The 22,825-nt window shown below is 44.5% G+C and carries 18 protein-coding genes; 6 read left to right on the forward strand and 12 right to left on the reverse strand.

The annotated features are described in order from the left end of the window. Positions 1-85 precede the first annotated feature (85 nt). Positions 86-1,243 (forward strand): tetratricopeptide repeat protein, encoded by a 1,158-nt coding sequence (locus tag ACXAGK_RS06280; RefSeq protein WP_474854945.1) that lies wholly within the window; start codon positions 86-88, stop codon positions 1,241-1,243. Positions 1,244-1,285: 42 nt separating this feature from the next. On the opposite strand, the gene ACXAGK_RS06285 is transcribed toward ACXAGK_RS06280, so the two are convergent. The 5 genes from ACXAGK_RS06285 to ACXAGK_RS06305 all read right to left on the reverse strand — a co-directional run bounded on the left by ACXAGK_RS06285 (position 1,286) and on the right by ACXAGK_RS06305 (position 6,422). Further along, positions 1,286-3,376 (reverse strand): oxidoreductase, encoded by a 2,091-nt coding sequence (locus ACXAGK_RS06285; protein WP_474854947.1) that lies wholly within the window; start codon positions 3,374-3,376, stop codon positions 1,286-1,288. A 343-nt stretch (positions 3,377-3,719) separates the two neighbouring features. Continuing rightward, complete coding sequence (locus tag ACXAGK_RS06290) at positions 3,720-4,169, reverse strand: DUF4426 domain-containing protein (protein ID WP_474854949.1); 450 nt, start codon at positions 4,167-4,169, stop codon at positions 3,720-3,722. Between the two features lie 111 nt (positions 4,170-4,280). Next, complete coding sequence (locus tag ACXAGK_RS06295) at positions 4,281-4,817, reverse strand: YggT family protein (protein ID WP_474854951.1); 537 nt, start codon at positions 4,815-4,817, stop codon at positions 4,281-4,283. A gap of 20 nt (positions 4,818-4,837) precedes the next feature. Continuing rightward, positions 4,838-5,659, reverse strand: coding sequence for a pyrroline-5-carboxylate reductase (proC, locus tag ACXAGK_RS06300; RefSeq protein WP_269916798.1), 822 nt, complete (start codon positions 5,657-5,659; stop codon positions 4,838-4,840). A gap of 76 nt (positions 5,660-5,735) precedes the next feature. Beyond that, a complete protein-coding gene (locus tag ACXAGK_RS06305; RefSeq protein ID WP_474854953.1) occupies positions 5,736-6,422 on the reverse strand; it encodes a YggS family pyridoxal phosphate-dependent enzyme in 687 nt (228 codons plus the stop codon). 27 nt (positions 6,423-6,449) lie between these two features. On the opposite strand from ACXAGK_RS06305, the gene ACXAGK_RS06310 reads away from it, so the two are divergent. The 3 genes from ACXAGK_RS06310 to ACXAGK_RS06320 all read left to right on the forward strand — a co-directional run bounded on the left by ACXAGK_RS06310 (position 6,450) and on the right by ACXAGK_RS06320 (position 9,091). After that, entirely contained in the window at positions 6,450-7,493 is a 1,044-nt protein-coding gene (locus tag ACXAGK_RS06310) for a type IV pilus twitching motility protein PilT (protein ID WP_179984303.1), read from the forward strand. An 8-nt stretch (positions 7,494-7,501) separates the two neighbouring features. Then, positions 7,502-8,614, forward strand: a complete 1,113-nt coding sequence (locus tag ACXAGK_RS06315; protein ID WP_474805322.1) for a PilT/PilU family type 4a pilus ATPase — start codon at positions 7,502-7,504, stop codon at positions 8,612-8,614. Between the two features lie 159 nt (positions 8,615-8,773). Continuing rightward, on the forward strand, positions 8,774-9,091 hold the full coding sequence (locus ACXAGK_RS06320; protein ID WP_474854955.1) for a putative signal transducing protein: 318 nt from the start codon (positions 8,774-8,776) through the stop codon (positions 9,089-9,091). A 46-nt stretch (positions 9,092-9,137) separates the two neighbouring features. Here ACXAGK_RS06320 and ruvX read toward each other — a convergent pair whose 3' ends face one another. The 4 genes from ruvX to ACXAGK_RS06340 all read right to left on the reverse strand — a co-directional run bounded on the left by ruvX (position 9,138) and on the right by ACXAGK_RS06340 (position 12,088). Next, positions 9,138-9,569 carry a Holliday junction resolvase RuvX gene (gene ruvX, locus ACXAGK_RS06325; RefSeq protein ID WP_179984300.1) on the reverse strand — a complete coding sequence of 144 codons (432 nt, stop codon included), beginning with the start codon at positions 9,567-9,569 and terminating at the stop codon, positions 9,138-9,140. After that, complete coding sequence (locus ACXAGK_RS06330; protein WP_179984299.1) at positions 9,562-10,128, reverse strand: YqgE/AlgH family protein; 567 nt, start codon at positions 10,126-10,128, stop codon at positions 9,562-9,564. The genes ruvX and ACXAGK_RS06330 overlap by 8 nt, the downstream gene beginning before the upstream one ends. 139 nt (positions 10,129-10,267) lie before the next feature. Then, positions 10,268-11,221, reverse strand: a complete 954-nt coding sequence (gene gshB / locus ACXAGK_RS06335) for a glutathione synthase (RefSeq protein WP_474855595.1) — start codon at positions 11,219-11,221, stop codon at positions 10,268-10,270. Between the two features lie 138 nt (positions 11,222-11,359). Beyond that, positions 11,360-12,088 (reverse strand): 16S rRNA (uracil(1498)-N(3))-methyltransferase, encoded by a 729-nt coding sequence (locus tag ACXAGK_RS06340; RefSeq protein WP_474854958.1) that lies wholly within the window; start codon positions 12,086-12,088, stop codon positions 11,360-11,362. 791 nt (positions 12,089-12,879) lie between these two features. Between ACXAGK_RS06340 and ACXAGK_RS06345 the strand changes: the two genes are divergently transcribed. Further along, positions 12,880-13,722 (forward strand): mechanosensitive ion channel family protein, encoded by an 843-nt coding sequence (locus ACXAGK_RS06345; RefSeq protein WP_474805326.1) that lies wholly within the window; start codon positions 12,880-12,882, stop codon positions 13,720-13,722. A gap of 82 nt (positions 13,723-13,804) precedes the next feature. Here ACXAGK_RS06345 and ACXAGK_RS06350 read toward each other — a convergent pair whose 3' ends face one another. After that, positions 13,805-14,602, reverse strand: a complete 798-nt coding sequence (locus ACXAGK_RS06350; RefSeq protein WP_474854960.1) for a M48 family metallopeptidase — start codon at positions 14,600-14,602, stop codon at positions 13,805-13,807. A 408-nt stretch (positions 14,603-15,010) separates the two neighbouring features. Between ACXAGK_RS06350 and ACXAGK_RS06355 the strand changes: the two genes are divergently transcribed. Further along, a complete protein-coding gene (locus tag ACXAGK_RS06355) occupies positions 15,011-16,813 on the forward strand; it encodes a choice-of-anchor I family protein (protein WP_474854962.1) in 1,803 nt (600 codons plus the stop codon). A gap of 146 nt (positions 16,814-16,959) precedes the next feature. Here the strand turns inward: ACXAGK_RS06355 and ACXAGK_RS06360 are convergent, their stop codons facing one another. Both ACXAGK_RS06360 and ACXAGK_RS06365 read right to left on the reverse strand, forming a co-directional pair. Beyond that, positions 16,960-19,986 carry a TonB-dependent receptor gene (locus ACXAGK_RS06360; RefSeq protein WP_474854964.1) on the reverse strand — a complete coding sequence of 1,009 codons (3,027 nt, stop codon included), beginning with the start codon at positions 19,984-19,986 and terminating at the stop codon, positions 16,960-16,962. A gap of 84 nt (positions 19,987-20,070) precedes the next feature. Continuing rightward, positions 20,071-22,785, reverse strand: a complete 2,715-nt coding sequence (locus tag ACXAGK_RS06365) for a poly(beta-D-mannuronate) lyase (protein ID WP_474854966.1) — start codon at positions 22,783-22,785, stop codon at positions 20,071-20,073. Between the last annotated feature and the right edge of the window lie 40 nt (positions 22,786-22,825).

Raw genomic sequence — 22,825 nt, forward strand, 5'->3', positions numbered from 1 at the left:
TTCTTTTAATTGCCATTGTAACCTTACGAGCCAAGTTTTTTGAGCTATTACTCTTAATCAAAAGGAAGTGAGGAGGGAGGGCAGGTTGAAAACAAAATCGTTATTTCTAGCTATAGCGTTGATGACAACAGTAGCGTGTCAGAGCACCAAAAGTACTAACATTCAGGGCAATAGTGAATTAAAACCATTCGATTGGCAGGTTAAGGAGTTCGTAAGGGTTGATGTGGAAGAGCCTGAGTCATTATTTGCGTTGTCTGAGCAGCAAAAGCAACACTTTCTTTCTTACTATAACTCGCCGACTAAAGCACATATATCACCCAATTTTCGCCTCGCTTACTACTTAAACGATCTGGTCTCAAATTTTAGTTACGCCGGCGATACCCTGAAAGCACAAGATGTTTTAAACAACCGTTACGGGAACTGTATGTCGCTTGCGTTGCTAACTACAGCTCTTGCCAGGCTCGTTAACCTAGATGTAGTTTATCAACAAGTCCATACCCCACCACTGTACCGAAGGTTTGGAAAGACACTCACTACGTCTACACATGTTAGAAGCATAATTTTAGGGCCGGAACCCGAAAAAACAGGCGATAGCATAGTTTTTAGGGGAAGAGCGATCATTGATTATTTTCCATCAAGCCGTAACGACCGAGGAGTTTATATCTCAGAGGCCGATTTTATCTCTATGTACTACCAAAATATGTCTGCTGAAGTGATGAGTGACAACCCTGATTTAGCCTACAGTTATTTGTATCGCGCAATGCAGTTAAACACAGCGAATGCATCTACGCTAAATTCTCTCGCTGTACTCTACCGCTCGAATGGCTACGAAAAAGAAGCTCGGAAGTTGTATGAGTTCGCTATCGAAAACCATATCCAGTCGGTACATACGCTATCAAATTTCGCAGTGTTGCTTAAAAAAGTAGGCGATGTAGAAACCCTATCGCGGATTGGGGACATGTATTTAAAAACAGACGACGACAACCCTTATCGATGGATAGATTTAGGTAATGCATTTTTAGCAAAGGGTAAGCTTTCAGAGGCAGAAATGTTTTTCAATAAAGCCATCGCTACAGGACCTTATTTGGGGGAGAGTTACTCGGCTATGGCTAAAACTTACTTTTTACAGGGCGAGGTGATCAAAGCTGAAAGTATGATGGAAAAAGCGCTCTCTCTTTCACTGCCTTCGCAGAACAGAGCGCTTTACACCGCCAAGCTACAGGCTATTCAAAATAGCCAATAACATAGCCAGTAACGAATGAGTTTCTATGAGCTGGCTGCGCGCTTAAATTCGCGCTGCCAGTTCAGCGCCCTGACGAATAGCACGCTTGGCATCAAGTTCTGCCGCGACGTCAGCACCACCGATAATGTGTACGCTAAATCCTGCCTCTTCTAGAGGTTGCTGCAGAGGTTTAAAGGGCTCTTGGCCTGCACATACAATAATGTTATCGACAGGCAATACTTTGGGTGTGTCGTTAATCAGCACGTGAAGGCCTTCATCGTCCACTTTCTCGTAGCTAACACCATTTATCATTTGAACATTGTGGTGTTTCAATGATTGCCTGTGGATCCAGCCCGTTGTTTTACCTAGGCCTTTGCCCACCTTCGAGGTCTTGCGTTGTAGCAAATACACCTCGCGTTCAGAAGGCTCTATCGCCTTTTCTTTAAGTGCCCCTGGTGCTGAGTAATTTTTGTCGATACCCCAGTGAGCTAGCCATTTTTCTTTATCCTTAGCTAAGTGTTCGTGCTCAACTAAGAACTCTGCTACGTCAAAGCCAATACCGCCAGCACCAACAATTGCCACTTTTTTGCCCACCGGTTTGTGGTCACGCAATACGTCTAAATAACTCATCACTTTAGGGTGGTCGTGACCTTCAATAGCAAGTTTACGTGGATTGATGCCTGTTGCTAACACCACTTCATCGAACCCCTCATTTGACAAGCTTTCTGCATTAACTTCGGTGTTAAGGTGAATGGATACGCCAACCCGCGCTAGCTGATTGTCAAAATAACGCAGGGTTTCATAAAACTCTTCTTTACCCGGCACTTGCTTGGCGTAATTAAATTGACCGCCAATTTCACTGGCTTTATCAAACAAATGCACGTCGTGGCCACGCTCTGCGGCATACATTGAAAATGCCAATCCAGCTGGACCGGCACCCACAACCGCTAGCTTTTTCTTGTTTTCCGTAGGTGTAAAGATAAGTTCGGTTTCATAGCATGCTTGCGGGTTTACCAAACAGCTTGCCCGCTTTTGCTCAAAGGCATGGTCAAGGCAGGCCTGATTGCAGGCAATACAGGTATTGATAAGTTTAGATTCATTGCGCATGGCCTTGGTCACAAAGTGTGCGTCAGCCAAGAAAGGGCGGGCCATCGATACCATGTCAGCATGCCCTTGCGCCAATACCGATTCCGCTACTTCTGGTGTGTTGATACGGTTAGTAGTGATAAGAGGGATAGACACCTCTTTTTTCATGCGTTCGGTTATCCAGGTAAACGCTGCACGTGGTACAGATGTAGAGATTGTGGGAACGCGGGCCTCGTGCCATCCGATACCGGTATTAATAAGCGTAGCACCTGCTTTTTCAATTTCTTTAGCCAAGTACACGACTTCATCCCACTTCGCGCCGCCTTCTACTAAGTCCAGCATAGACAGCCGATAGATAATAATGAAGTTAGTACCTACTTTCTCTCGCACACCTTTAACGATCTCAACTGCTAAGCGGGCTCGGTTTTCTAAACTGCCACCCCATTCATCATTTCTGTGGTTAGTGCGTTCACAAAAGAATTGATTAATGAGGTAACCTTCTGAACCCATTATTTCCACACCGTCGTAACCTGCTTGTTGGGCAAGGGCAGCACATTTAACATAGTCTTTAATGGTGCTTCTCACGCCGCGCGAGGAAAGCTCGCGAGGCTTAAACGGAGTAATGGGCGACTTCATAGGTGAAGCGGAAACAGCAAGCGGGTGATAACCATAGCGACCCGAATGCAGTATTTGCATGCAAATTTTACCCTCTTCTTTATGTACAGCATCGGTAATAACACGGTGCTTCTTGGCATGACGAGAGCGCGTCATTCTGCCGGCGAAGGGCGCAACCCAACCTGAAATGTTAGGACTAATGCCGCCAGTCACAATAAGCCCGGCACCGCCTTTTGCCCGCTCGGCATAGAAAGCTGCCAGTTTATCAAAGCCGCCTTTTTCCTCCTCTAAACCTAAATGCATCGAGCCCATCAGGGTACGGTTACGAAGTGTAGTAAAACCCAAATCTAATGGGGCTAATAGGTTAGGATAAAAAGGTGACTGCTGTTCTGACGTATTTACAGAATGGGCTGCGGCGGTCTGAGGTGCAGACTGTGACGAGGGCGTATTCATATTTATTCTCTATTTTTTACTATGAAGGCATCTAGCATGTTGTTTAGTTATTAAAGTAAGTAGAAACTGATTTTAATCGCGCTTCAGCAGGCTTCAGTAACTAATGCTTTAATCTTTACAATCCAACTTGCCCGACCAGTTGCTTTGATTATTTACTACTGCATCAGTTTGGTAAAGGGAAGTTATCAATTTTTTAACACAATAAAAAAGCGAGATACCGATTATCGGCAATCTCGCTTTAACAGTTTTAAAATTAAGTTTAGTAAGAAGAGGTTACAATTTACTAGCGTCGGCAAGGTTTGATGCGTAAACAATATTGCCTAAGAAAGTAACCTGTAGTTGCCTATTCATCCACATACATTTTTTGTTGGAATTTCAGCGTCTGTTTACTTGAACCCTTTTGTACGTCTATTTCAAACCTGAACGTTTCCTGGTCGCGAAATGGTAGTACTGCGAGGTAATAAATAGCATCGCCATCTTCTACTTTCTTAAAGGTTAGCTTTCGCGAGTTACCCAAAAGGTTCTTTGCCGTACCTGTCACGTCTGCACGCTGCGCTTCACCTGAAACTTTGTCGAGTACGGAAATGTTGACCAGCGCGTTAAACTTGCTTCTTACAATACCGTAATTAGCCGCAACTTCAGGCGTTAAAAAAGGCGTACTTACGACCATGTAGTGTACATCCCATTCGCCGAGCGTTTTCTTCTGTTCGGCAAATGCAGAGAAGCTTAAGCAAGCTATAGCTATTGCAAGAAGAGCTGCGTACCCTTTCTTAATTTGTTTTATTTTACTCATGATAGACCTTACTTTGCCTTCATATTTTTCTTTTACAAAACAGCGGGCGTACCCGCTGCCTAATACTGTATGACCTAAGGTTTCACCTTTGATGCCTGTAGTAAACATTGTTTACATAGGGAAAGTGTCTTGGATCAGAAGCTGTAAAAACTGTAATGCGATGATGGCAATCAGTACCGACAAGTCAAGGCCACCTAGCGGAGGAATGACTTTGCGAATAGGCGCTAAAAAGGGTTCAGTTAGTTGATACAGCACATAGTCTACCGGAGATTGACCTTGCGATACCCAACTTAAAATTGCACGTAACAGCAATACCCAGAACATTAGCGATAGGGTTTCTTTTACCACGCCAATTACCGATAAAACGGCTATGCCTACGGGGTTTAGCGTACCGCCAAACATAAGTCCAAGAGTAACGAGTTTAAGCGCGCATACCGCTATCGCCAATACAAAGGTAGCGGTGTCGAACCTGCCGATTGACGGGATAACACGGCGCAACGGCCCCACGATAGGGTGGGTTGCTTTTACTACAAATTGACTCATTGGGTTATAAAAGTCTGCTTGAACCATTTGTAACCAAAGGCGCAGAATAACCACCATCAAATAAAGGCTAAATAAGGTATCAACCAAAAATACCGTTGCATTCATGTTGTGTTTTTCCTAAAACGTTATAGCTGTTTTGCCATTTCTTCAGCGCGCGCTACGGCTGCCCGCATCGACTTGCTGACAATATCTTTTAAGCCTTCATCGATGAAGGTATTTACGGCCTCGGCTGTGGTGCCGCCCTTTGACGTAACTTGGGCACGAAGCTCACTTAATTCAAGGTCTGGGTTGTTACAAACCATTTCAGCTGCACCCAACATAGCCTGCTGCACCATAAGGCGTGACTGGGCTTGGTCAAAACCCATATTCATGGCTTCTTCTTGCATGTTTTGTAGGAACAAGAAGAAATAGGCTGGACTGCTTCCTGCTGCCGCAATAACACCGTTAATACCATCTTCTTTATCTACCCAAACAGTTTCGCCCACGCTGTTCATCACATCGTCTACGTACTGTCTGTCAGACTCAGACACTGTATCGTCGGCGTACATACCCGACATGCCTTTGCCTAACAAGCTTGGTGTATTTGGCATAATACGAACCACAGGGTATTCGCCGCCTAACATCTCTTGTAATCTGGCAACGGGTAGACCGGCTGCGATGCTCATAAACAACTTACCTGATAGGTCGTTATTTTTTTGCAGTTCGCCGCACATATCACCCATAATTTGTGGTTTTACCGCAAGCACAATGGCGTCAGCGAATTGGCAAGCTTCATCGTTAGATTGAGTGGTGTGAATACCAAACTCGGCTTTAAGGCCGTCTAACTTTGGAGTGGACGGGTTTGCCGCAAGAATATTTTCTTTCGCATACCCAGATTTGATAAGACCACTGATGATGCTGCGGCTCATGTTACCCGCGCCAATAAATGCTAATTTTTTCTGTTGCATGTAAATCCTATTTGTTGATTGCATTTAAGTCTGTGTAGCATGGCTAATCACTAAAAGCTCAGCACGATAGGTATCACTAAGTACGTTTACCAAAAATAGCAGTACCTATTCTAACCATGGTAGAGCCATGTTGAATTGCTTCTGCCATATCACTACTCATTCCTACGGATAGGGTATCAAAATTGCTCAGTGATGTATGGTAGTGGTCAAATAATTCTTTTAGCTTAGTTAGCGTAGCGCGCTGTTGTTCTTCATTAGGATTGGCCTTGGGAATAGCCATCAAACCGCGTAAGCAAAGGCGCTCCTGTGACGTTACGAACTCAACTAAAGACGCTAATTCGTTGAGTGCTACGCCAGACTTACTGCCTTCATCATCAATGTTCACTTGAATACATACGTTTAATGGCGGCATTGAGGCTGGGCGTTGCTCATTAAGGCGGCGGGCTATTTTCTCTCTGTCTACTGACTGAACCCAGTCAAAATGTTCGGCTACTACTTTAGTTTTATTTGACTGAATAGGGCCAATCATATGCCACTCAATATTTTCAAGATTTGAAAGTTCCTGAACCTTTTCAACACCTTCCTGCACATAGTTTTCGCCAAACATTCGTTGTCCCGCTTCATACGCTTCAATGATATCTGATACGGGTTTTGTTTTGCTAACCGCTAGCAATTTAACGGTTTTTGGTGGACGATGTGCACTGGTAGCGGCTTGGTCTATTCCTTTTCGTGCGGAATCTAGTCTTTCTGCTATTGTTTGCATTATTCACCTTGTTTTGGAGAAGTGGTTGTGGATATTACCGAACTTTTGGCTTTCAGTGTTAAGAATAACGCCTCAGATTTACACTTATCAGCGGGCCTACCACCAATTATTCGTGTAGATGGCGAGATGCGTAAACTTAACGTGCCTGCCCTCGATCACAAGCAAGTTCATGGTCTTGTTTATGAGATTATGAATGACATGCAGCGCAAAGAGTACGAAGAAAACTTAGAAACCGATTTTTCATTCGAAGTAAATGGCTTGTCTCGTTTTCGTGTTAATGCCTTTGTTCAAAATCGCGGTGCCGCGGCGGTGCTGCGTACCATTCCTAGCAAGGTGTTAACCTTAGACGACCTTGGCGCGCCCGAAATTTTTAAAGACATCATCAATCAGCCTACCGGAATTGTGCTAGTCACTGGCGCTACAGGTTCGGGTAAAAGTACCACCCTAGCAGCCATGGTTGACCATATTAATACGCATAAACGTGAGCATATTCTTACCATTGAAGACCCGATTGAATTTGTTCACGACAATAAACTTAGTTTGGTAAACCAGCGTGAAGTACACCGCGATACGCATTCGTTTAATAACGCCCTGCGCTCAGCCCTTCGTGAAGATCCAGATGTCATTCTGGTTGGTGAGCTTCGTGACTTAGAAACCATTCGCCTTGCGATTTCAGCTGCAGAAACAGGCCATTTGGTGTTTGGTACGCTACACACCAATTCAGCACCGAAAACCATTGACCGTATCATTGATGTGTTCCCTGCAGAGGAAAAAGCCATGGTGCGCTCAATGTTATCGGAGTCGCTTCGCGCGGTTATATCGCAAACGTTACTTAAGAAAGTCGGTGGGGGCCGTGTTGCTGCCCATGAGATCATGGTAGGTATCCCAGCTATTAGAAACCTTATTCGTGAAGATAAAGTGCCGCAGATGTACTCGGTTATTCAAACCGGGCAAGCACATGGTATGCAAACTATGGATCAATGCTTACAGCGATTGGTAGCTATGGGGGTCATTAGCAAAGAAGATGCGGCGGCAAAGTCAGTAGATAAACAGTCTATGAACAACTTCTAGAGGCCATTATGCTAGATTCACTATTACAAAAAATGGTTGATACCAATGCCTCTGATTTGTTTATAACGGCAGAGTTTCCGGTAAGTGCCAAAATCAACGGCAAACTTACCCCAGTAACAGAAAATGCCACGTCGGTAGAAGAATCGCTCGCGCTGGTTCACGAAGCGATGACTGAAAAGCAGCGAGACGAATTTCATACATCGAAGGAATGCAATTTCGCTATTGTGCGCGATGGCATTGGCCGTTTCCGTTGTTCTGCGTTTTGGCAACGAGACCAAGCGGGTATGGTTATCCGTCGTATTGTTACTCAAATCCCGAAAGCGGATGATTTGGGCCTGCCGCGAGTATTAAAAGAAATTATTATGTCTAAACGCGGTCTTGTTCTATTTGTTGGTGGAACGGGGACCGGTAAATCGACATCATTGGCTGCGCTAATTGGGCACAGAAATGAAAACACTCATGGGCATATATTGACCATTGAAGATCCTATCGAATTTGTTCATGAGCATAAAAACTGTGTTATCACGCAGCGCGAGGTGGGCATTGATACTCAGTCCTTCGACGACGCACTTAAAAGCTCTTTGCGTCAAGCGCCGGACGTGATTCTTATTGGTGAAATTCGCTCAATGGAAACCATGGAATATGCCATGTCGTTTGCCGATACGGGGCATTTATGTGTGGCAACGCTGCACGCTAACAACGCGAACCAAGCTATTGAGCGTATTATGCACTTAGCGCCTAAAGATCAGCACGATAAGCTTCGTTTCGATTTAAGCTTAAACATACGCGCTATTGTGGCACAGCAACTTGTGCCTACTCCTGACGGTAAGGGCAGGGTAGCGGCAATAGAAATACTGCTTAACTCGCCGTTAGTGCGCGACCTTATTCAGCGCAACGAAATAGGCGCATTAAAAGAAGCTATGAAAAAGGGTAAAGAGCAGGGCATGCAAAGCTTTGATATGGCTCTTTATGACCTTTATAAAGCGGGCAAGATTGATATGGACCAGGCACTTCATCATGCTGACTCGCCTAATGATCTGCGCTTAATGATCAAGCTTGATACTAGCGACGGCTCTAGCTTAGGCACCTTGTCTAATGTATCAATTGATATGGATGACTAGACGCAGCTTCTTCAGTGCTGCAGTTACACTTTTAAAAAGCGGCACCTAGATAATTACGTCATTGAGTAATTCGGTTTTCTTACTTAAAAAGCAGCTAAAGGGCTGCTTTTTAGTATAAGCTTTACGCGATGTGCATTATTTTTTGCAATAGGATAGCCATTGAAAAAACTTTTCACTTCACAAGACGCTTTTGAAATGCAAGCGGTTCGCAGCGAACTCGATGCGCTGTCTATTCCCTATATGGTAAAAAACGAATTTGCTGGTGGTGCTATAGGAGAGCTAGCTTGGCAGGATGCTCAGCAGGAAGTATGGCTCGTCGACGATAGCTGGTATGCGCGAGCGTCGAAAGTTATCGAGGCCTTCGTTCACAAATCACGTAGTACGAATAACAGCAGTGAAGACTGGCGATGTGACGCGTGTGGAGAGGAAAACGGCAGCGCATTCGATGTATGCTGGCAGTGCGGCGCGGAAAAATAGAAGTACAGGAACTAAAAATTAAAAGCAAAGAGTAGCGCAAAAGCGGCTACTCGTATTGGCTTTCGCTCCAGCTGGTGAAGATCACGCAAGCTGATACGCTATCCACTTTATCCTTAGTAAGCTTTTTGTAGCCACCTAACTCAAACAGCATAGCTTTAGCGTCTGTAGTAGTAAGACGCTCGTCACAGGTTTCCACTGCAACACGAAAACGACCGTGGAGTCGATTGGCGAACTTGCGAGCTCGTTGGGTCATTTCCTGCTCTGTGCCGTCCATATTTAGCGGTAAACCCACTACGACAACATGGGGTTGCCATTCTTCATAAAGCTTTTCTATCAATGCCCAATCTGGAATGCCGTCTCGTGCCTTAAGCGCTGCAAGAGGTGAAGCAGTGCCCGTAATTTCTTGGCCTACCGCTACGCCAATACTCTTGGTACCAAAGTCAAACGCAAGTACAGTACGATTTCCTATATCAGGCATGCCCGGCTCCTGGCGCTAGCTGCCATACATCAACACCGAGTTTATTTACTGTTGCTTGCCATTTTTTATGCATAGGTGTGTTAAACAAAATTTCTTCGTCCGCTTCTATGGTTAGCCAGGCGTTTTCCTGCATTTCCTTTTCAAGCTGCCCAGGTGTCCACCCGGCGTAACCTAAAGCAATAAGTACGTCTTCTGGGCCCTCATCATTGGCGATAGCTGTCAAAATGTCCTTTGATGTTGTAACCATGATTCCCGGCGCGAGCTTAAGGCTAGATGCCCAAGACTTTTGCGACGAATGCAAAACAAAGCCACGTTCTTGGTTGACCGGTCCGCCCGCAAGTACGATTTGTTCCGCCTTGTCTTCAGAAACTGTCAACTCTTTGTCAGTTTGTTCAAGAAGTTGTTTGACGTTCATAGTAGAGGGCTGATTTACCACAATGCCCATAGCGCCTTCAGCGTTGTGCTCACAAACATAAATGAGTGAACGAGAAAAGTAGGGATCGTCTAAGCTAGGCATTGCGACCAAAAAGTGATTTTGTAGGCTTTTTAATTCCGTCATAGTTTGCTTTTTACTACTATATTTTACTAACGTCTTTTACTTTAGAGGGCCTTTAAATATTAAGTATAAAAGGCCCTGTATTCACCCATGTTGAGCTTTATCTGAGCTACTCGCGCCGGTGACTAGTGCAAAGTACGTTTTATCTGTTGGCTAAGCGCTTTTCAATTGCGTCAAACAGTGCGCCCATAATGTCTACGTCGTACGCGGCTTCTATTTCTCTTACGCACGTTGGGCTGGTAATGTTTATTTCTGTAATTTTATTGCCAATGACATCAAGCCCTACAAACAAAATATTATTATCTTTAAGCGTAGGAGCTATGGCTTCAGCCAATGCGCGGTCTGAATCAGAAATTGGCTGAGGGCGGCCAGTGCCACCGGCGGCCAAGTTCCCTCTTGTTTCCCCTTTGGTTGGCAGTCGCGCTAAGCAGTATGGCATTACTTCACCATCTACAATCAATACACGCTTGTCACCGTCTTTAATCTCTGGAAGGTACTCTTGTACCATCATATAGCGGGTGCCTAGATGCGTCAGCGTTTCAATAATTACACCTAAATTATTACCGTCAGGTTTTACTCTAAATATAGAGGCCCCACCCATGCCATCCAGAGGCTTACAAATAATATCCTGATGCTTGGCATGAAACTCACGAATAAGCGCCTGATTGTTCGAAACTAGAGTATTCGGGATATGCTTTGGGAAATACGACGTAAACAATTTTTCGTTGTAGTCACGTAGGGCCTGAGGATTATTTACAACCAGTGCTCCAGCGTCTTGCGCTAGCGATAATATCTGGGTGGCGTACAGAAATTCGCTGTCAAAAGGCGGGTCTTTACGCATAAGTAAAACATCAATATCCCCTAAATGCAGGGTCGCTTCGTCTTCAATCGCATAGAAATCTGTCGCTTGGTCTTTAACCGACACGGTTTTGCCCAAACCCATAGGCTTACCATTGTCTAAATACAGGTCTTTTAGTTCGAAATAAACAACCTTTGCACCGCGGCGCTGAGCTTCAAGCATCATCGCAAAGCTTGTGTCTTTATGTGGCTTAATGCTTGCGATGGGGTCCATAATTACGCCAACGGTATATTGCATAATGTTCTCACCTTGAATGTTTATAAAATGCCGGCTCATATAGCCCTGCTGATAATCTTTGTATATTGGGTCACACCCTAATACTTCAAGTTATGCGTATAGCATAGGCCTGTAAAAAAAAGGGTTTAGACTATATCCTCAAAAGTCGCCGTGTTGTGCCTGGAGAATACTTAAACTGGTAATTGCCGCCGTTTCGGTACGTAAAATACGTGGGCCTAAACTTACCGATTGATAACCGTTTTCGTTAGCTTGGTGAATTTCTGTGTCTGATAACCCGCCTTCTGGACCTATTAGTAGTCGAAAGCCTTGCGTATTATAGGGTTGCCTCACTAAGCTTTGTTCTGCACCGGGTGCTAATACCAACCGCGTAGTATTGGTCGATGAGGACAGCCACTGACTTAAATTTACCGGGGCGTTAAGCACAGGAATAATATTGCGACCACTTTGTTCACAGGCTCCAATGATAATTTTCTGCCACTGCTGAATTTTCTTTTCCCAACGCGACTCGTCAAGCTTTACTGTGCATCGTTCAGTAATAACAGGCGTTATTTCTGTTACGCCAAGCTCTACACTTTTTTGTAACACAGTGTCCATTCTATCGCCTTTAGAAACACCCTGACCTAAGTGAAGGTGGAGGGGAGACTCTTTTGCTAAAGAAAGGCATGCATCGGCTTCAACTGTTACTTTTTTTCTTTGAACACTTATGACTTGTGCACTGTATTCGTTGCCATCGCCATTAAATAGCACGATAGGGCGATTGGGTTTTATGCGCAGCACAGTAGCGATGTGATGACCCGCATCTTCGGTTAATTCAAATTCTTGTTCTAAAGGAATGGGGTTGGGGTAATAAACTCTTGGTATACGCATAAGGAATCAGGTGTTTGGTTTTGATGCGTATGATACGTGTCAGTATATGCAGGTTGCAATGCTGTCGACGGCATCATGTAAATAATTGGAGAAAAACTTACACAAACGGCAACACGCGACCTATCTTTAATAATCACCTGACTCGTAGGTTTACTCTATGCCGCAGAGGGCGAAGAGTTGCTCGAAGAGTTTTCCAACACTGTGGAAGATGGCTTCGATTTTTGTGCTGGGCGGTATTCCGCTCTTGCATACTTAGTGTGTTTTCCTTTATCGGTGCGAAGTGAATACAAAAATAAACACAAAACAACCGAAAATAGGGTTATGAGAAGCAACATGCGTTAATCCTTTAAGTGACATAGTTTGCTAAAGCTCGTTCACAAGAAATAAAACAAATTCATCAAAAACGATAATTTGGTTTAGTTCTTATGAGACTTTAGTCTAAAACTTTAAGGCTAAAAAATCATCAAAAAAAAAGTCTTAAAACTCGGTAACTTCCGACAAAGTTAAAAAGACAACAAAGCGCATTCAAGCTTCGGTGTAAAATAGTGCATTTGTTGAGTGACATGTGTGTGACAATTATTCAAAAAAATACTTAAACTTTGGTATACGTTGTACCCAAGATTAGCGTTATGTATCGCTACTTTTGGATAATGCTAACACTATCAAAGGCCTATGGGGCTTAGACTTTAGGGCGAATTTATGCTGTTTGGACCTATTGTGTATTGGTGATAATACGAATAGCTGCTACCGTATACGTGCTAATTACAACTAACCATGACAAGGACCATATTATGGAAGAAAAACTCTCACTTTTTTCAGCAAGTGATGTTGAAAGGTACATAAACGACTACGCCATTCCGTGGGGTATCAACATTTTAATGGCAATAGCGATTTATGTAGTCGGTAAAATCGTAGTTGGATTTATTTTGTCTTTATTTAGACGCCTGATGGCTAAGTCTAAATATGATGACATGTTAGTAGATTTCCTAGAGGCGATAATCAGCGCTATTTTGATGTTATTCGTTATAGTAGCGTCACTGAATCAACTAGGTGTGGATACTACTTCTCTTGTTGCTATTTTAGGTGCGGCTGGTTTAGCCATTGGTCTGTCACTTCAAGACTCACTTAAAAACTTTGCAGCAGGCGTAATGCTATTAGTATTTAAGCCGTTCAAAGCAGGTGATTTTGTTGAAGCTGCGGGTACTGCTGGATCAATCAAAAAGATTGGTATTTTCACAACTACAATGAATACGCCTGATAACAAAGAAATTATCGTTCCAAACGGTAATATCTATAGCGGTAACATCACTAACTACTCTGCTAAAGATACTCGCCGTGTAGATATGGTTGTTGGTATTGGTTATGACGCTGACTTGCTTAAAGCTAAGCAAGTATTGCAAGAAATGGTTGCAGCAGACGACAGAATTTTAGCTGAACCTGCTCCAACTGTAGCGGTTTCTGAACTTGCCGATAGCAGCGTTAACTTTGTAGTACGCCCTTGGGTAAATGCTGCAGATTTCTGGGCAGTTAAGTTCGATTTTACAGAGCAAGTTAAACTTCGCTTTGATAAAGAAGGTATATCAATTCCATTCCCACAAATGGATGTGCACCTACACAAACAAGACGGCGAGTAATCGTTATCTTGAAAACGAAAAACGCTGCTTGATGCAGCGTTTTTTTTTGCCTAAAAAAGTATAACTCTATAAGACTGTACTTTCATTTACAGCTAGGTCGATAAGCCGTGGCCTGATAGTCAGCATAGGCAGCGGGCATATTTGCCTGTAGGTTATCTATTCTTGTTTGTGGCGCAGGGTGGGTAGATAGTAATTCCATTGGGCGCTCACCGCCGCTCGCCGCATCCATATTTTGCCACAAGTTTACAGACTGCCTTGGGTCAAACCCAGATTTTGCCATCAACTGAAGACCGATAACATCGGCTTCCGATTCATGGGTTCTGCTAAAAGGTAACTGAACACCTACTTGCACGCCTAAACCAATCGCTGCCATGATAGGGCCTGATTGAGGAACTTCGTTCGCGGCCAACACTTGACCTACTGCCTGACTACCTACATTAATTAACGTTGACTGAGACATACGCTCGTTACCGTGCTCTGCTATAACGTGTCCTACTTCGTGACCAATAACAGCCGCTAGCTGATGTTGATTTTCCGCTACGTTAAGTAACCCGGTATATACGCCTATTTTCCCGCCAGGTAACGCGAAAGCATTAACCTGTTCATCGTCAAACACTACTACTTCCCATTGACCACTAAAAACGCTTGCCGGAACTTGGGCAGTAATGGCGTTTGCAACGCATTCCACATAGGTATTTTGTACTGCTTTACTCGATATTTTTAGCTCTTCTTTCATACCTGAAAAAGCTTGATCGCCCATTTGTGCGAGCTGGGCTTCTGAATAAAGTAATACTTGATTTCTGCCGGTAGGAGATGTTGCACATGCAGTTAATGTGAGCGCAGCAGCAATAACCGCTGAGGCAGTGAATTTCAATTTCATAGTTAATCCTTTTGATTGCTGAATACACTCATTTTTCGTGACGCTGTCACAAAAAATGATATTCCATTCAGTTTATACATCTGTTTGACCGTATTAGTATCAGATAGCGAGAGCAAATAAAACTAGACCTTCGCGCTAAAGATACTGCTTTGTGCTCACGGGCGTTTCTATCGGATTCAATAAGTAATAAAAGATGTTGAAATATGCACTTACAATTGGCTCAAAGTCGGCTAGGTGTGTACTTTTTATAGAAAAATGACACGCTTTTGCCTTCTTAATATTTGTGTCATAAACTGATTTTAATTTATACATAGAAGTTGAATAAATTTTCTGGTGTACTAAGAGCAGAAATCCCAGATTTCTCGGACCTCGCAACGTACGACAAAAAACAATTAAAAAGGAAATCAAATGGCAGTGCGTAACAAGTTTAAATACGGATTAATTGCATTTTTAGTTTCAGCTGCGCTCACAGGATGCGGCCTTGATGGTGACGATGGTGCTCAGGGTGAAACAGGGGCACAAGGGCCACAGGGCGAACAGGGTGATCCAGGTACTGATGGCAGCGACGGCACCGATGCTTCTATCGGTATTGCAATGGATATCGTTGGTCGTGCCTTCTTAGGTAATCAAACGGCAGCTGAAATCGTTCAATATCATTCTGATTCCAGCACTATTTACGCCACTAATGGCGAAACAAATACAATTGCAGTTATTGATGCCTCAGGTGTTAGTACGGCAACAATGTCAGATCCAATCAATACGACCACGCTAACACCGACTACAATCGCATTACCTGCAGACATTAACGGCGTGGCCTTAGGCAGCTTAACAAGTATTGCAATAAGCGGTGACCTTATGGCCGTTGCAGTACCTGCGGATGTTAAAACTGACAATGGTTACGTATTGTTCTATAACGGGCTTGATAGCTCTGCTCCCGCGTTTTTAGACTCGGTAGAGGTAGGTGCACTACCTGATATGGTCACCTTCACCCCTGACGGCGGTAAAGTTTTAGTTGCGAACGAAGGCGAACCGTCTGACGACTATACCGTTGATCCTGAAGGTTCTATCACGGTTATCAACATTCTTGCCAGTGGTGAGCCTGAAGAAACAGGCACTACCGTAGGCTTTAGCGCATTTAACGGCAGTGAAGCTGAGCTTATAGCACAAGGAATGATGTTCCCAAATCCAGCAGGACGCACAATTAATGGAACAGCTATCACCTCGACTGTAGCGAAAGACCTAGAGCCTGAATATATTACGGCGACTAACGATGTTGCCTATGTAAGCCTTCAGGAAAACAATGGCCTGGCGATATTAGATTTAGAAGAGTTAACCGTGGATGTTGTTGGTTTAGGGACTAAGTCTTGGGCTAGCCTTAACATAGATATCCAAGAGGATGATGCGGTTAGCTTTGGCCAATATACTGGCCTGTACGGGGTATATCAGCCAGATACTATCGCTAATTTTACGTGGAAAGACGCAACTTTCGTCGTGACGGCGAACGAAGGTGACGCCCGTGAGTACTTCTTTGAAGCTGCTGATGAAGCTGCTTGTACTGCCGCTGGTGGTGTTGATTTTGACGAAGACGATGGTTGCCTTGCGTATACCGACGAAGTGAAAGTAGAAGACCTAACGGCTGCGGCAAACTCTGAATTGGCCATGCTACAGGCAACAGGTGAAGCTGACGATTTACGTGTAACTTCGGCCATGGGTGATGCTGATGGAGACGGTGAATATGACGCTGCATATGCCTACGGTGCGCGTTCATTTACCATTTGGGATCAAAACGGCTTAGTGGTTTATGACTCTGGCGACGATTTTGAGCGCATTACCGCTTCAGTTCACGGTGCACAGTTCAACAACGGTGACGACGAAAACGCTAGCGATTCACGCTCTGAGAACAAAGGACCAGAACCAGAGGCATTGACCGTGGGTCAAGTTGGCGACCGTACTTATGCATTTATCGGTACAGAGCGCATGGGTGGTATTTTTGTTTACGATGTAACGAACCCTTACGATGTTCAATTTGCTGAGTATGTGATCAACCGCAATCTTACCGAAGGTTTAACCAGCGATGATGTTATTGGTGACCTTGCGCCAGAAAGTTTGGTATTTGTTAGCGCTGACGACAGCCCAAGTGGTGTGCCTCTTCTTGTTGTAGGCAATGAAGTTAGCGGTACAGTATCGGTATGGCAAATTAACCAGCTGTAATTTAACACTAAATAGTTAAACAAAAACCCGCTTAATTAAGCGGGTTTTTATTATCTAATGAAAAAGCCCGAGCTTGAACTCGGGCCTTTCAGAGTCGCGTAATGCCTTGCGTTTGCTAAGGCATTATCTGTTGCGATTGGAAGTGCTTAGTACTTAACCGTTACACCTGCAAACAAGCGAGGACCATAGTCATTAACTTCACCAAGGTTTCCTTGAACGTAGTAGTCTTGAGACTTAGGTGCACTGAATAGGTTAATTGCTTCAACCTTAACACGTACGTGGTCATTAACCTTGTACGATGCGCGTGCTTCCCAAACACCTACCTCGTCTACGTAACGCAAGCGCGTCCCGTTGCTAGTATACGGTTGGAAATACTCACTTCTGTACTTGTAGATAAGCGCTGTATCTAGGTCGCCAATCTGGTAATAAACCTGACCGCTAAACACATGCTCAGAGAATCCAGGTACAGCGCCCGGAGGAATGATACCTTGGGTTAACTGAGTAGTATTACCGTCAAGGTCGGTAATAAAGGTATCACCGTAATTACTATCCTCAAACTCGTAATCTGTGTCAGCATAGTTATAACCAAACTTAACACCAATTCCGCTATCCCAACGATAAGCGATTGAGGTTTCGATACCAATGATGCTGCTGCTTTCGTCTGTTGTTACAGAGTTAGTAATAGGCAAGTCATAATCATCGCCCTCAATTTCAAACGTTTCTAGCACCGTTTGCTGTTGGAAGCCACCGTTAAACTGCTTGTAGTAAACACCGAAAGCAAAAATTGAGTCTTCATTCGGATACCATTCAATGGCAACGTCATAGTTCCAAGACATAAGTGGCTTAGTACTCGGGTTACCAGAACCGTTTACGCCAACAATTAAGTCTGAAATAGTCGTAGGAGCCACTTCATCATCAGTTTGGAACGTACGGCTAAAGCCTAGGTCTGATGGGTCTGCGCGAGACATACCGCGATAAATACCAGCACGTAGCAAAATATCGTCGCTATAATCCATTACAAAGTTAGCGCTAGGCAGCACTTCAGTGTAGCTACCACCACCTTCGATACGCTCAACTACTGAGTCATCTTCAACAAGTGTCAGTGTACCCAGTTCACCTTCAATAACTTCAAATGAATTTCTGAAGCCAATTGAAGTAACTTCAGTGTTTACAACACGAACACCAAAGTTACCGCGAATGAATTTACCCCACATTTCTGTGTCGTAGTTCGCCATCAAATAACCGGCATAAGTGCGCTCAGTGACATCTATTGTTCCCGAGTTCTCATATTCCAACTCAGGGTAAGCGAAATCATCGCCGTTAGATGCAGCTACGGCACGGGCGAAGCAGTTGTTGTCATAGGTTGCCCACGAAGAACCAGTGCCGCTATCTACGGTATTTCCGTCTCCATCAACGTGAGTAATAATGTCACCGTCTGAAACAGAAGATAAGAAGTCACTTTCTGGGAAGTCAATTTGACAGCCTTGCATAAGTGCAATTGCTTGGGCGATCTCTTCTTCGTCAGATGAGCCTTCAGTCGGAGAGAAGGTCCATTCAGTTCTAGAACCGTTACCTTGAGAACCGCCTAGCTGAACGAATGTCATTTCAGAGGCACGTAAGCCACCTTCGATGCTTACGAAAACGTCGTGGTCAAGAATATAGCTGAAATCTACCCTAGCCGACTTAACTTCGTTTTCGCGCGTATTTTCTCTGTCTGCACGGGTACGTAAGCTATCGTAGAAGTTAGTGATATCAGTCACGTCAAAGTTCTGTACCGTGAAATGAGGAATATCATCCCCCATATCCCACGAGAAAAATTGTCTGTCTTCGGTGCGGGCACGGTTTGAAATTTGTAGCTCTTCACGCTCGGTTTTTGAGTAGGCAAGGTCGAAACTTAACGTTAATGCATCAGTAGCGAAGTGCTCTACGTTAATACCAAAACCGTGGTAAGTCTCGTCACGCGAGAACTGTTCACCAGAGCTTTCAATACGATCTTGACCTTCCCAGTGTAGAATGCCGCCCACATCATTGGTTACTAACGTAGGGCCGGTCAAGCCAGGTATCGCACGCTTTTGTAGGAAGATTAAGTCGTGTCTTGCTTCTTGTTGCAAGCGATTCGAGTACTGGAAGTCAGTGTTAATATCCCAGGCGTCATTAGGCTGAAACTGTAGTGCTAAGAAGAATGCATCTCGCTCATCAGATGTTTCGTTTTGACGATAGCTACGAGAACTACCTGTCCACGCATAAGGTGAACCTGCACTGATTGCCTCACCAGTTTCTGGGTCGATTTCTGTGTTGTAGCCTTGGTTTGAGCTACCGCTAACCTGGTCTTCACAGTCGCCAGCGCTGCTGCGGAAAAAACCTTCATTAGTGTTGGTAGGATCGTTCAAACACGCCCATAGTGAAGAGCCCGTCGGGCTTGAGCTTCTGTACTCGGCCTCAGGTTGAGTTATATCCTGGCGCTGGGCACCGATAGAGATACCTAACGCAGAGCCGTTATTGAACTCAAACTGGTCAACATAGCTTATCGTTCCACGATAGCCTAAGTCACTGTGCAGTGAGTTATCTACATTGCCTTCGTCAGGGTTATAGTTGCCTTTAACTTCACCCTGAATACGCTGTTTGCCGTAATCAAGAGGGGCTACAGTTTCAAGGGCGATAACACCAGCCACACCACCTTCAATCATAGAGGCGTCTTGGGTTTTATAGATAGCAATTTTCTTAACCAGTTCGCTTGGGAACTGTGAGAAATTAACCGAACGGTCACCGCTACCATTAGTCGCTTCACGGCCGTTAATGTGCGTCGCACTTAAGAACGGACCTAGACCACGAATAGTAATTTCTGTAGCACCACCATTTTCACGGTGTGACGCTGCGCCCGTAATTGATTCTAGTGCTTCACCAATAGAAAGCGCAGGTAGATCACCAATGTCTTCGGCCGATAAGCCGTCAACAACAGTAGTCGATTCGCGCTTGATTGAAATTTGGTCTTGTATAGTACGACGTGAGCCAACAACGTCGATAACTTCTACGTCCTCCGCCGCGGTCTGCTCTTGCGTTTCTTGCGCTTGTACTGAAAAAGCGGCAGTGCTGGCTACACCAGCGATGAATGCGGCTCTTACCCAACGCGCAGTTGGGTTTAGGGTAAAGGGTGTGCTTCTTTTCAACGACATTACAATTTCTCCGTTGTGTTATCGATGCACTAACGCCCCGAAGGGCGCAGTGACTTAATGTGTAGGGTATTTATGTTTTATGTATTAATTATCTGCCGTCCATGTAGAGCCAGCACCTACATCAGTAGACTGAATGTAGTAAAGCCCTTTAGCTCCAGCGACTGCTTGTGCACCGTTCGGGTCGGTTTCAATTAGACCGTTGGTAGCGGTAACAAACTCTGGCACTTCCTTGCCATTGTCTGCGGGGTTTTGGTCGATAGCGCCGTCGGTATCAAATTCGCCGTTGCCGTTAAGGTTGCGAATGTCTACCCAAGACTCATCTTCAACATCGCCCGATGCATAGCTATCGGTAAAGCCGAAGTTGTTAGAAAGTAGTGATTCTTCGTGGTTAATTAGATCACAGTCGTATTCAAAAGCGTGGTCACTACTAATCGCTTCAGAATCAAATGCAAGCCCAAGCGTGCTTTCTTTATCTGCTTCGTTAAAGCCATTTGCAATTGCATTAGCATCGAAGTCGATTACAAAGAAGTTTTTGGTAAGACCATAAAGAACTGGCGCGTTATCTGCAGTTAGTTCGTCACAGTCACCCACAGGTGCTCTGCTGCCAATCTCGGTGCTGAACACAATGGGTTGAAGTGAGTTTAGTACGGTATTCTTGGTAACAGTTAGCGTTAGGTCACCGCTGCCGTCAAGCACAGCTTGGTTACCTGCGTTAGGTACACCGCCGTCAGCTTGAGAAAATGGGTTAGCCGTGAACACTAAGCCGCCAGCTTCTTTATTGCCTGAACGAATACCTGCAATGTAGTTATTCGTTACCGTATGACCGAGCGGTGTCATCAATACACCACTTGGGCGTTCGTCTGAACCAGAAATATCAGTGGTCCGAATAATAATATTGTCAGCAACGGTGTTAAACCCACCGTCTTCTAAGGAAATACCGCCTTTCGGGTCAATAATCGTGTTACCTTGAATAGTAGCGCCAGACGTTTGAACACGCATTAGACGACGGCCTGAAGTGAAGTTATCAATACGGTTGTACTGAACAACAAAGTTAGCGTCTTCTGCCGCATCCGCACCCGTAGTGCTTCCAACGTTAAGAAGCAGTAGGCTTGATTGGTTGAAGTTCGGGTTAACCGCATTTTCAAACAAATTGTACTGAATGGTATGGTTTAGGCCCGAAGAAGAGAGCTTGATTACCGAGCCTTTAACCGCGTTGTTTCTATTGCGGAAGGTATTACGCTCAATCATGGCGCCTTCACCATTAACAACAAGCCAATGATGAGTTTCTTCATTCAATGTGGTCTGGTCGCCGTCCATTGTATTTTCAGCAAAAGTGAAGTTATCGCCTTCTGAATAAATAACTGCGGCTGCTTCGCTTTCACAGTAAGAATCTAATGCCGTATCAATGCTTTCAAAACGCATGCCTTTTATTGCAGCACCGTCTACCGTGCTAGCAACATTTATACATGCTTCACCAGATATTACCGGCGTTTCGCCTTCTACTGCAGTCATGGTTACAGCACTGGTTAACAAAATTGGTGCTAGGTCAGCATAAACGTTGGTGTTTAGACCTAAGACATCGCCGTCGGCAAGGCCGCTATTAAGTGCACTTTCAAGACCGGCTTTATCGTTAACTACAGTAGTATAAACAATGGTATCAACAGCATCTGATGCTGAACCTTCAAAACCGTCATTATCGGTGTAAGAGGCTTCTACAGAAATGATTGCGCCAGCGTTAGCACTTGGTGTGAAAGTGCTGCTGTTGCTATCGGCTATGGCTACGCCATCAGCAAACCATGTGTATTCAACGCTTGCTTCGTCAAACCCATTATTGTCTGTCAGTGTTGCCGTTAATACACCGTCTACTAGATAAGGCACAGTGCCAGTTATTTCTATCGTTCCAGCTTCGTCCACGGCCTCTTCATTAACCGGTATAGTAGGTTCTGAGGTAATAACTTCTTCAAAGCCATTATCATCAGTATAAGACGCTTCTACCGTAATGACCTGGCCTACAAGGCTTGCGTCAACAACGTAACTGCTTTGAGTAGCACCTGAGATGGCAACGTCATCGCCATACCATTGGTATGCCACTTCGCCAGTAGCGCCATCTTCATCGCTAATTTCTGTAGAAAGGGTGTTGCCAACAGTAGGCGTGCCTACAATAACGATTGCACCTTCTGAATTTACGCGACCTACAGGGTCTGTTGGTTCAGACATAGGCGCTTCATCAAAGCCGCGGTTATCAGTAAAAGCCGCAGATACGGTAATAACCTTACCAAACTCATTTTCTGTAAGCGTGATTGTAGATGTAACTTCATTCTCAATAGCAACATCATCTGCATACCACGTATAAACAATGCTTTCTGGTTCTACACCGTTTTCATCTGAAACTGTGGCAGTAAGCATACCGCCTACTACAACATCGCCAGAGATGGCAATACTTGACTCAAACGCTATTGCCATTACATCACTTGTTGGTTCACTCACGTGAGATTCGTTAATACCACCATCATCAGTGTAAGAGCCTTGCACCGTAATAGCCGAACCAATTTGCTCGTCAGTAAGAGTAAAACTTGCACCGCTTGCGTCAGCAATAAGTTGATTATCAGCGTACCAAAAGTAGCTTACGTCTGATGATATACCATCTGGGTCGCTGACTGATGCAGTTAGCGTTTCGCCAGAAGTTGGTGTACCAGATAGCGTGATGCTACCTAGGGTATTAGGGTTGTTATCAGAATCTACATCACATCCCGTAATGGCTGCGGCTATGGCGCAAAGTGCAAATGCTTTAATCTTCATGATGGCATCGTGCTCCAAGTTTAATTATAGGGTGGTAAAG

This window comes from Alteromonas sp. ABM1_013, from assembly GCF_056160505.1.

What these genes read in the sequence shown, in the direction of transcription:
- ACXAGK_RS06355 (WP_474854962.1), top strand. Translation starts at nt 15,011, where the DNA reads ATGGCAGTGCGTAACAAGTTTAAATACGGATTAATTGCATTTTTAGTT.
- proC (WP_269916798.1), bottom strand. Translation starts at nt 5,659, where the DNA reads ATGCAACAGAAAAAATTAGCATTTATTGGCGCGGGTAACATGAGCCGC.
- ACXAGK_RS06285 (WP_474854947.1), bottom strand. Translation starts at nt 3,376, where the DNA reads ATGAATACGCCCTCGTCACAGTCTGCACCTCAGACCGCCGCAGCCCAT.
- gshB (WP_474855595.1), bottom strand. Translation starts at nt 11,221, where the DNA reads ATGCAATATACCGTTGGCGTAATTATGGACCCCATCGCAAGCATTAAG.
- ACXAGK_RS06305 (WP_474854953.1), bottom strand. Translation starts at nt 6,422, where the DNA reads ATGCAAACAATAGCAGAAAGACTAGATTCCGCACGAAAAGGAATAGAC.
- ACXAGK_RS06340 (WP_474854958.1), bottom strand. Translation starts at nt 12,088, where the DNA reads ATGCGTATACCAAGAGTTTATTACCCCAACCCCATTCCTTTAGAACAA.
- ACXAGK_RS06315 (WP_474805322.1), top strand. Translation starts at nt 7,502, where the DNA reads ATGCTAGATTCACTATTACAAAAAATGGTTGATACCAATGCCTCTGAT.
- ACXAGK_RS06345 (WP_474805326.1), top strand. Translation starts at nt 12,880, where the DNA reads ATGGAAGAAAAACTCTCACTTTTTTCAGCAAGTGATGTTGAAAGGTAC.
- ACXAGK_RS06295 (WP_474854951.1), bottom strand. Translation starts at nt 4,817, where the DNA reads ATGAATGCAACGGTATTTTTGGTTGATACCTTATTTAGCCTTTATTTG.
- ACXAGK_RS06330 (WP_179984299.1), bottom strand. Translation starts at nt 10,128, where the DNA reads ATGACGGAATTAAAAAGCCTACAAAATCACTTTTTGGTCGCAATGCCT.
- ACXAGK_RS06350 (WP_474854960.1), bottom strand. Translation starts at nt 14,602, where the DNA reads ATGAAATTGAAATTCACTGCCTCAGCGGTTATTGCTGCTGCGCTCACA.
- ACXAGK_RS06365 (WP_474854966.1), bottom strand. Translation starts at nt 22,785, where the DNA reads ATGAAGATTAAAGCATTTGCACTTTGCGCCATAGCCGCAGCCATTACG.
- ACXAGK_RS06360 (WP_474854964.1), bottom strand. Translation starts at nt 19,986, where the DNA reads ATGTCGTTGAAAAGAAGCACACCCTTTACCCTAAACCCAACTGCGCGT.
- ACXAGK_RS06290 (WP_474854949.1), bottom strand. Translation starts at nt 4,169, where the DNA reads ATGAGTAAAATAAAACAAATTAAGAAAGGGTACGCAGCTCTTCTTGCA.
- ruvX (WP_179984300.1), bottom strand. Translation starts at nt 9,569, where the DNA reads ATGCCTGATATAGGAAATCGTACTGTACTTGCGTTTGACTTTGGTACC.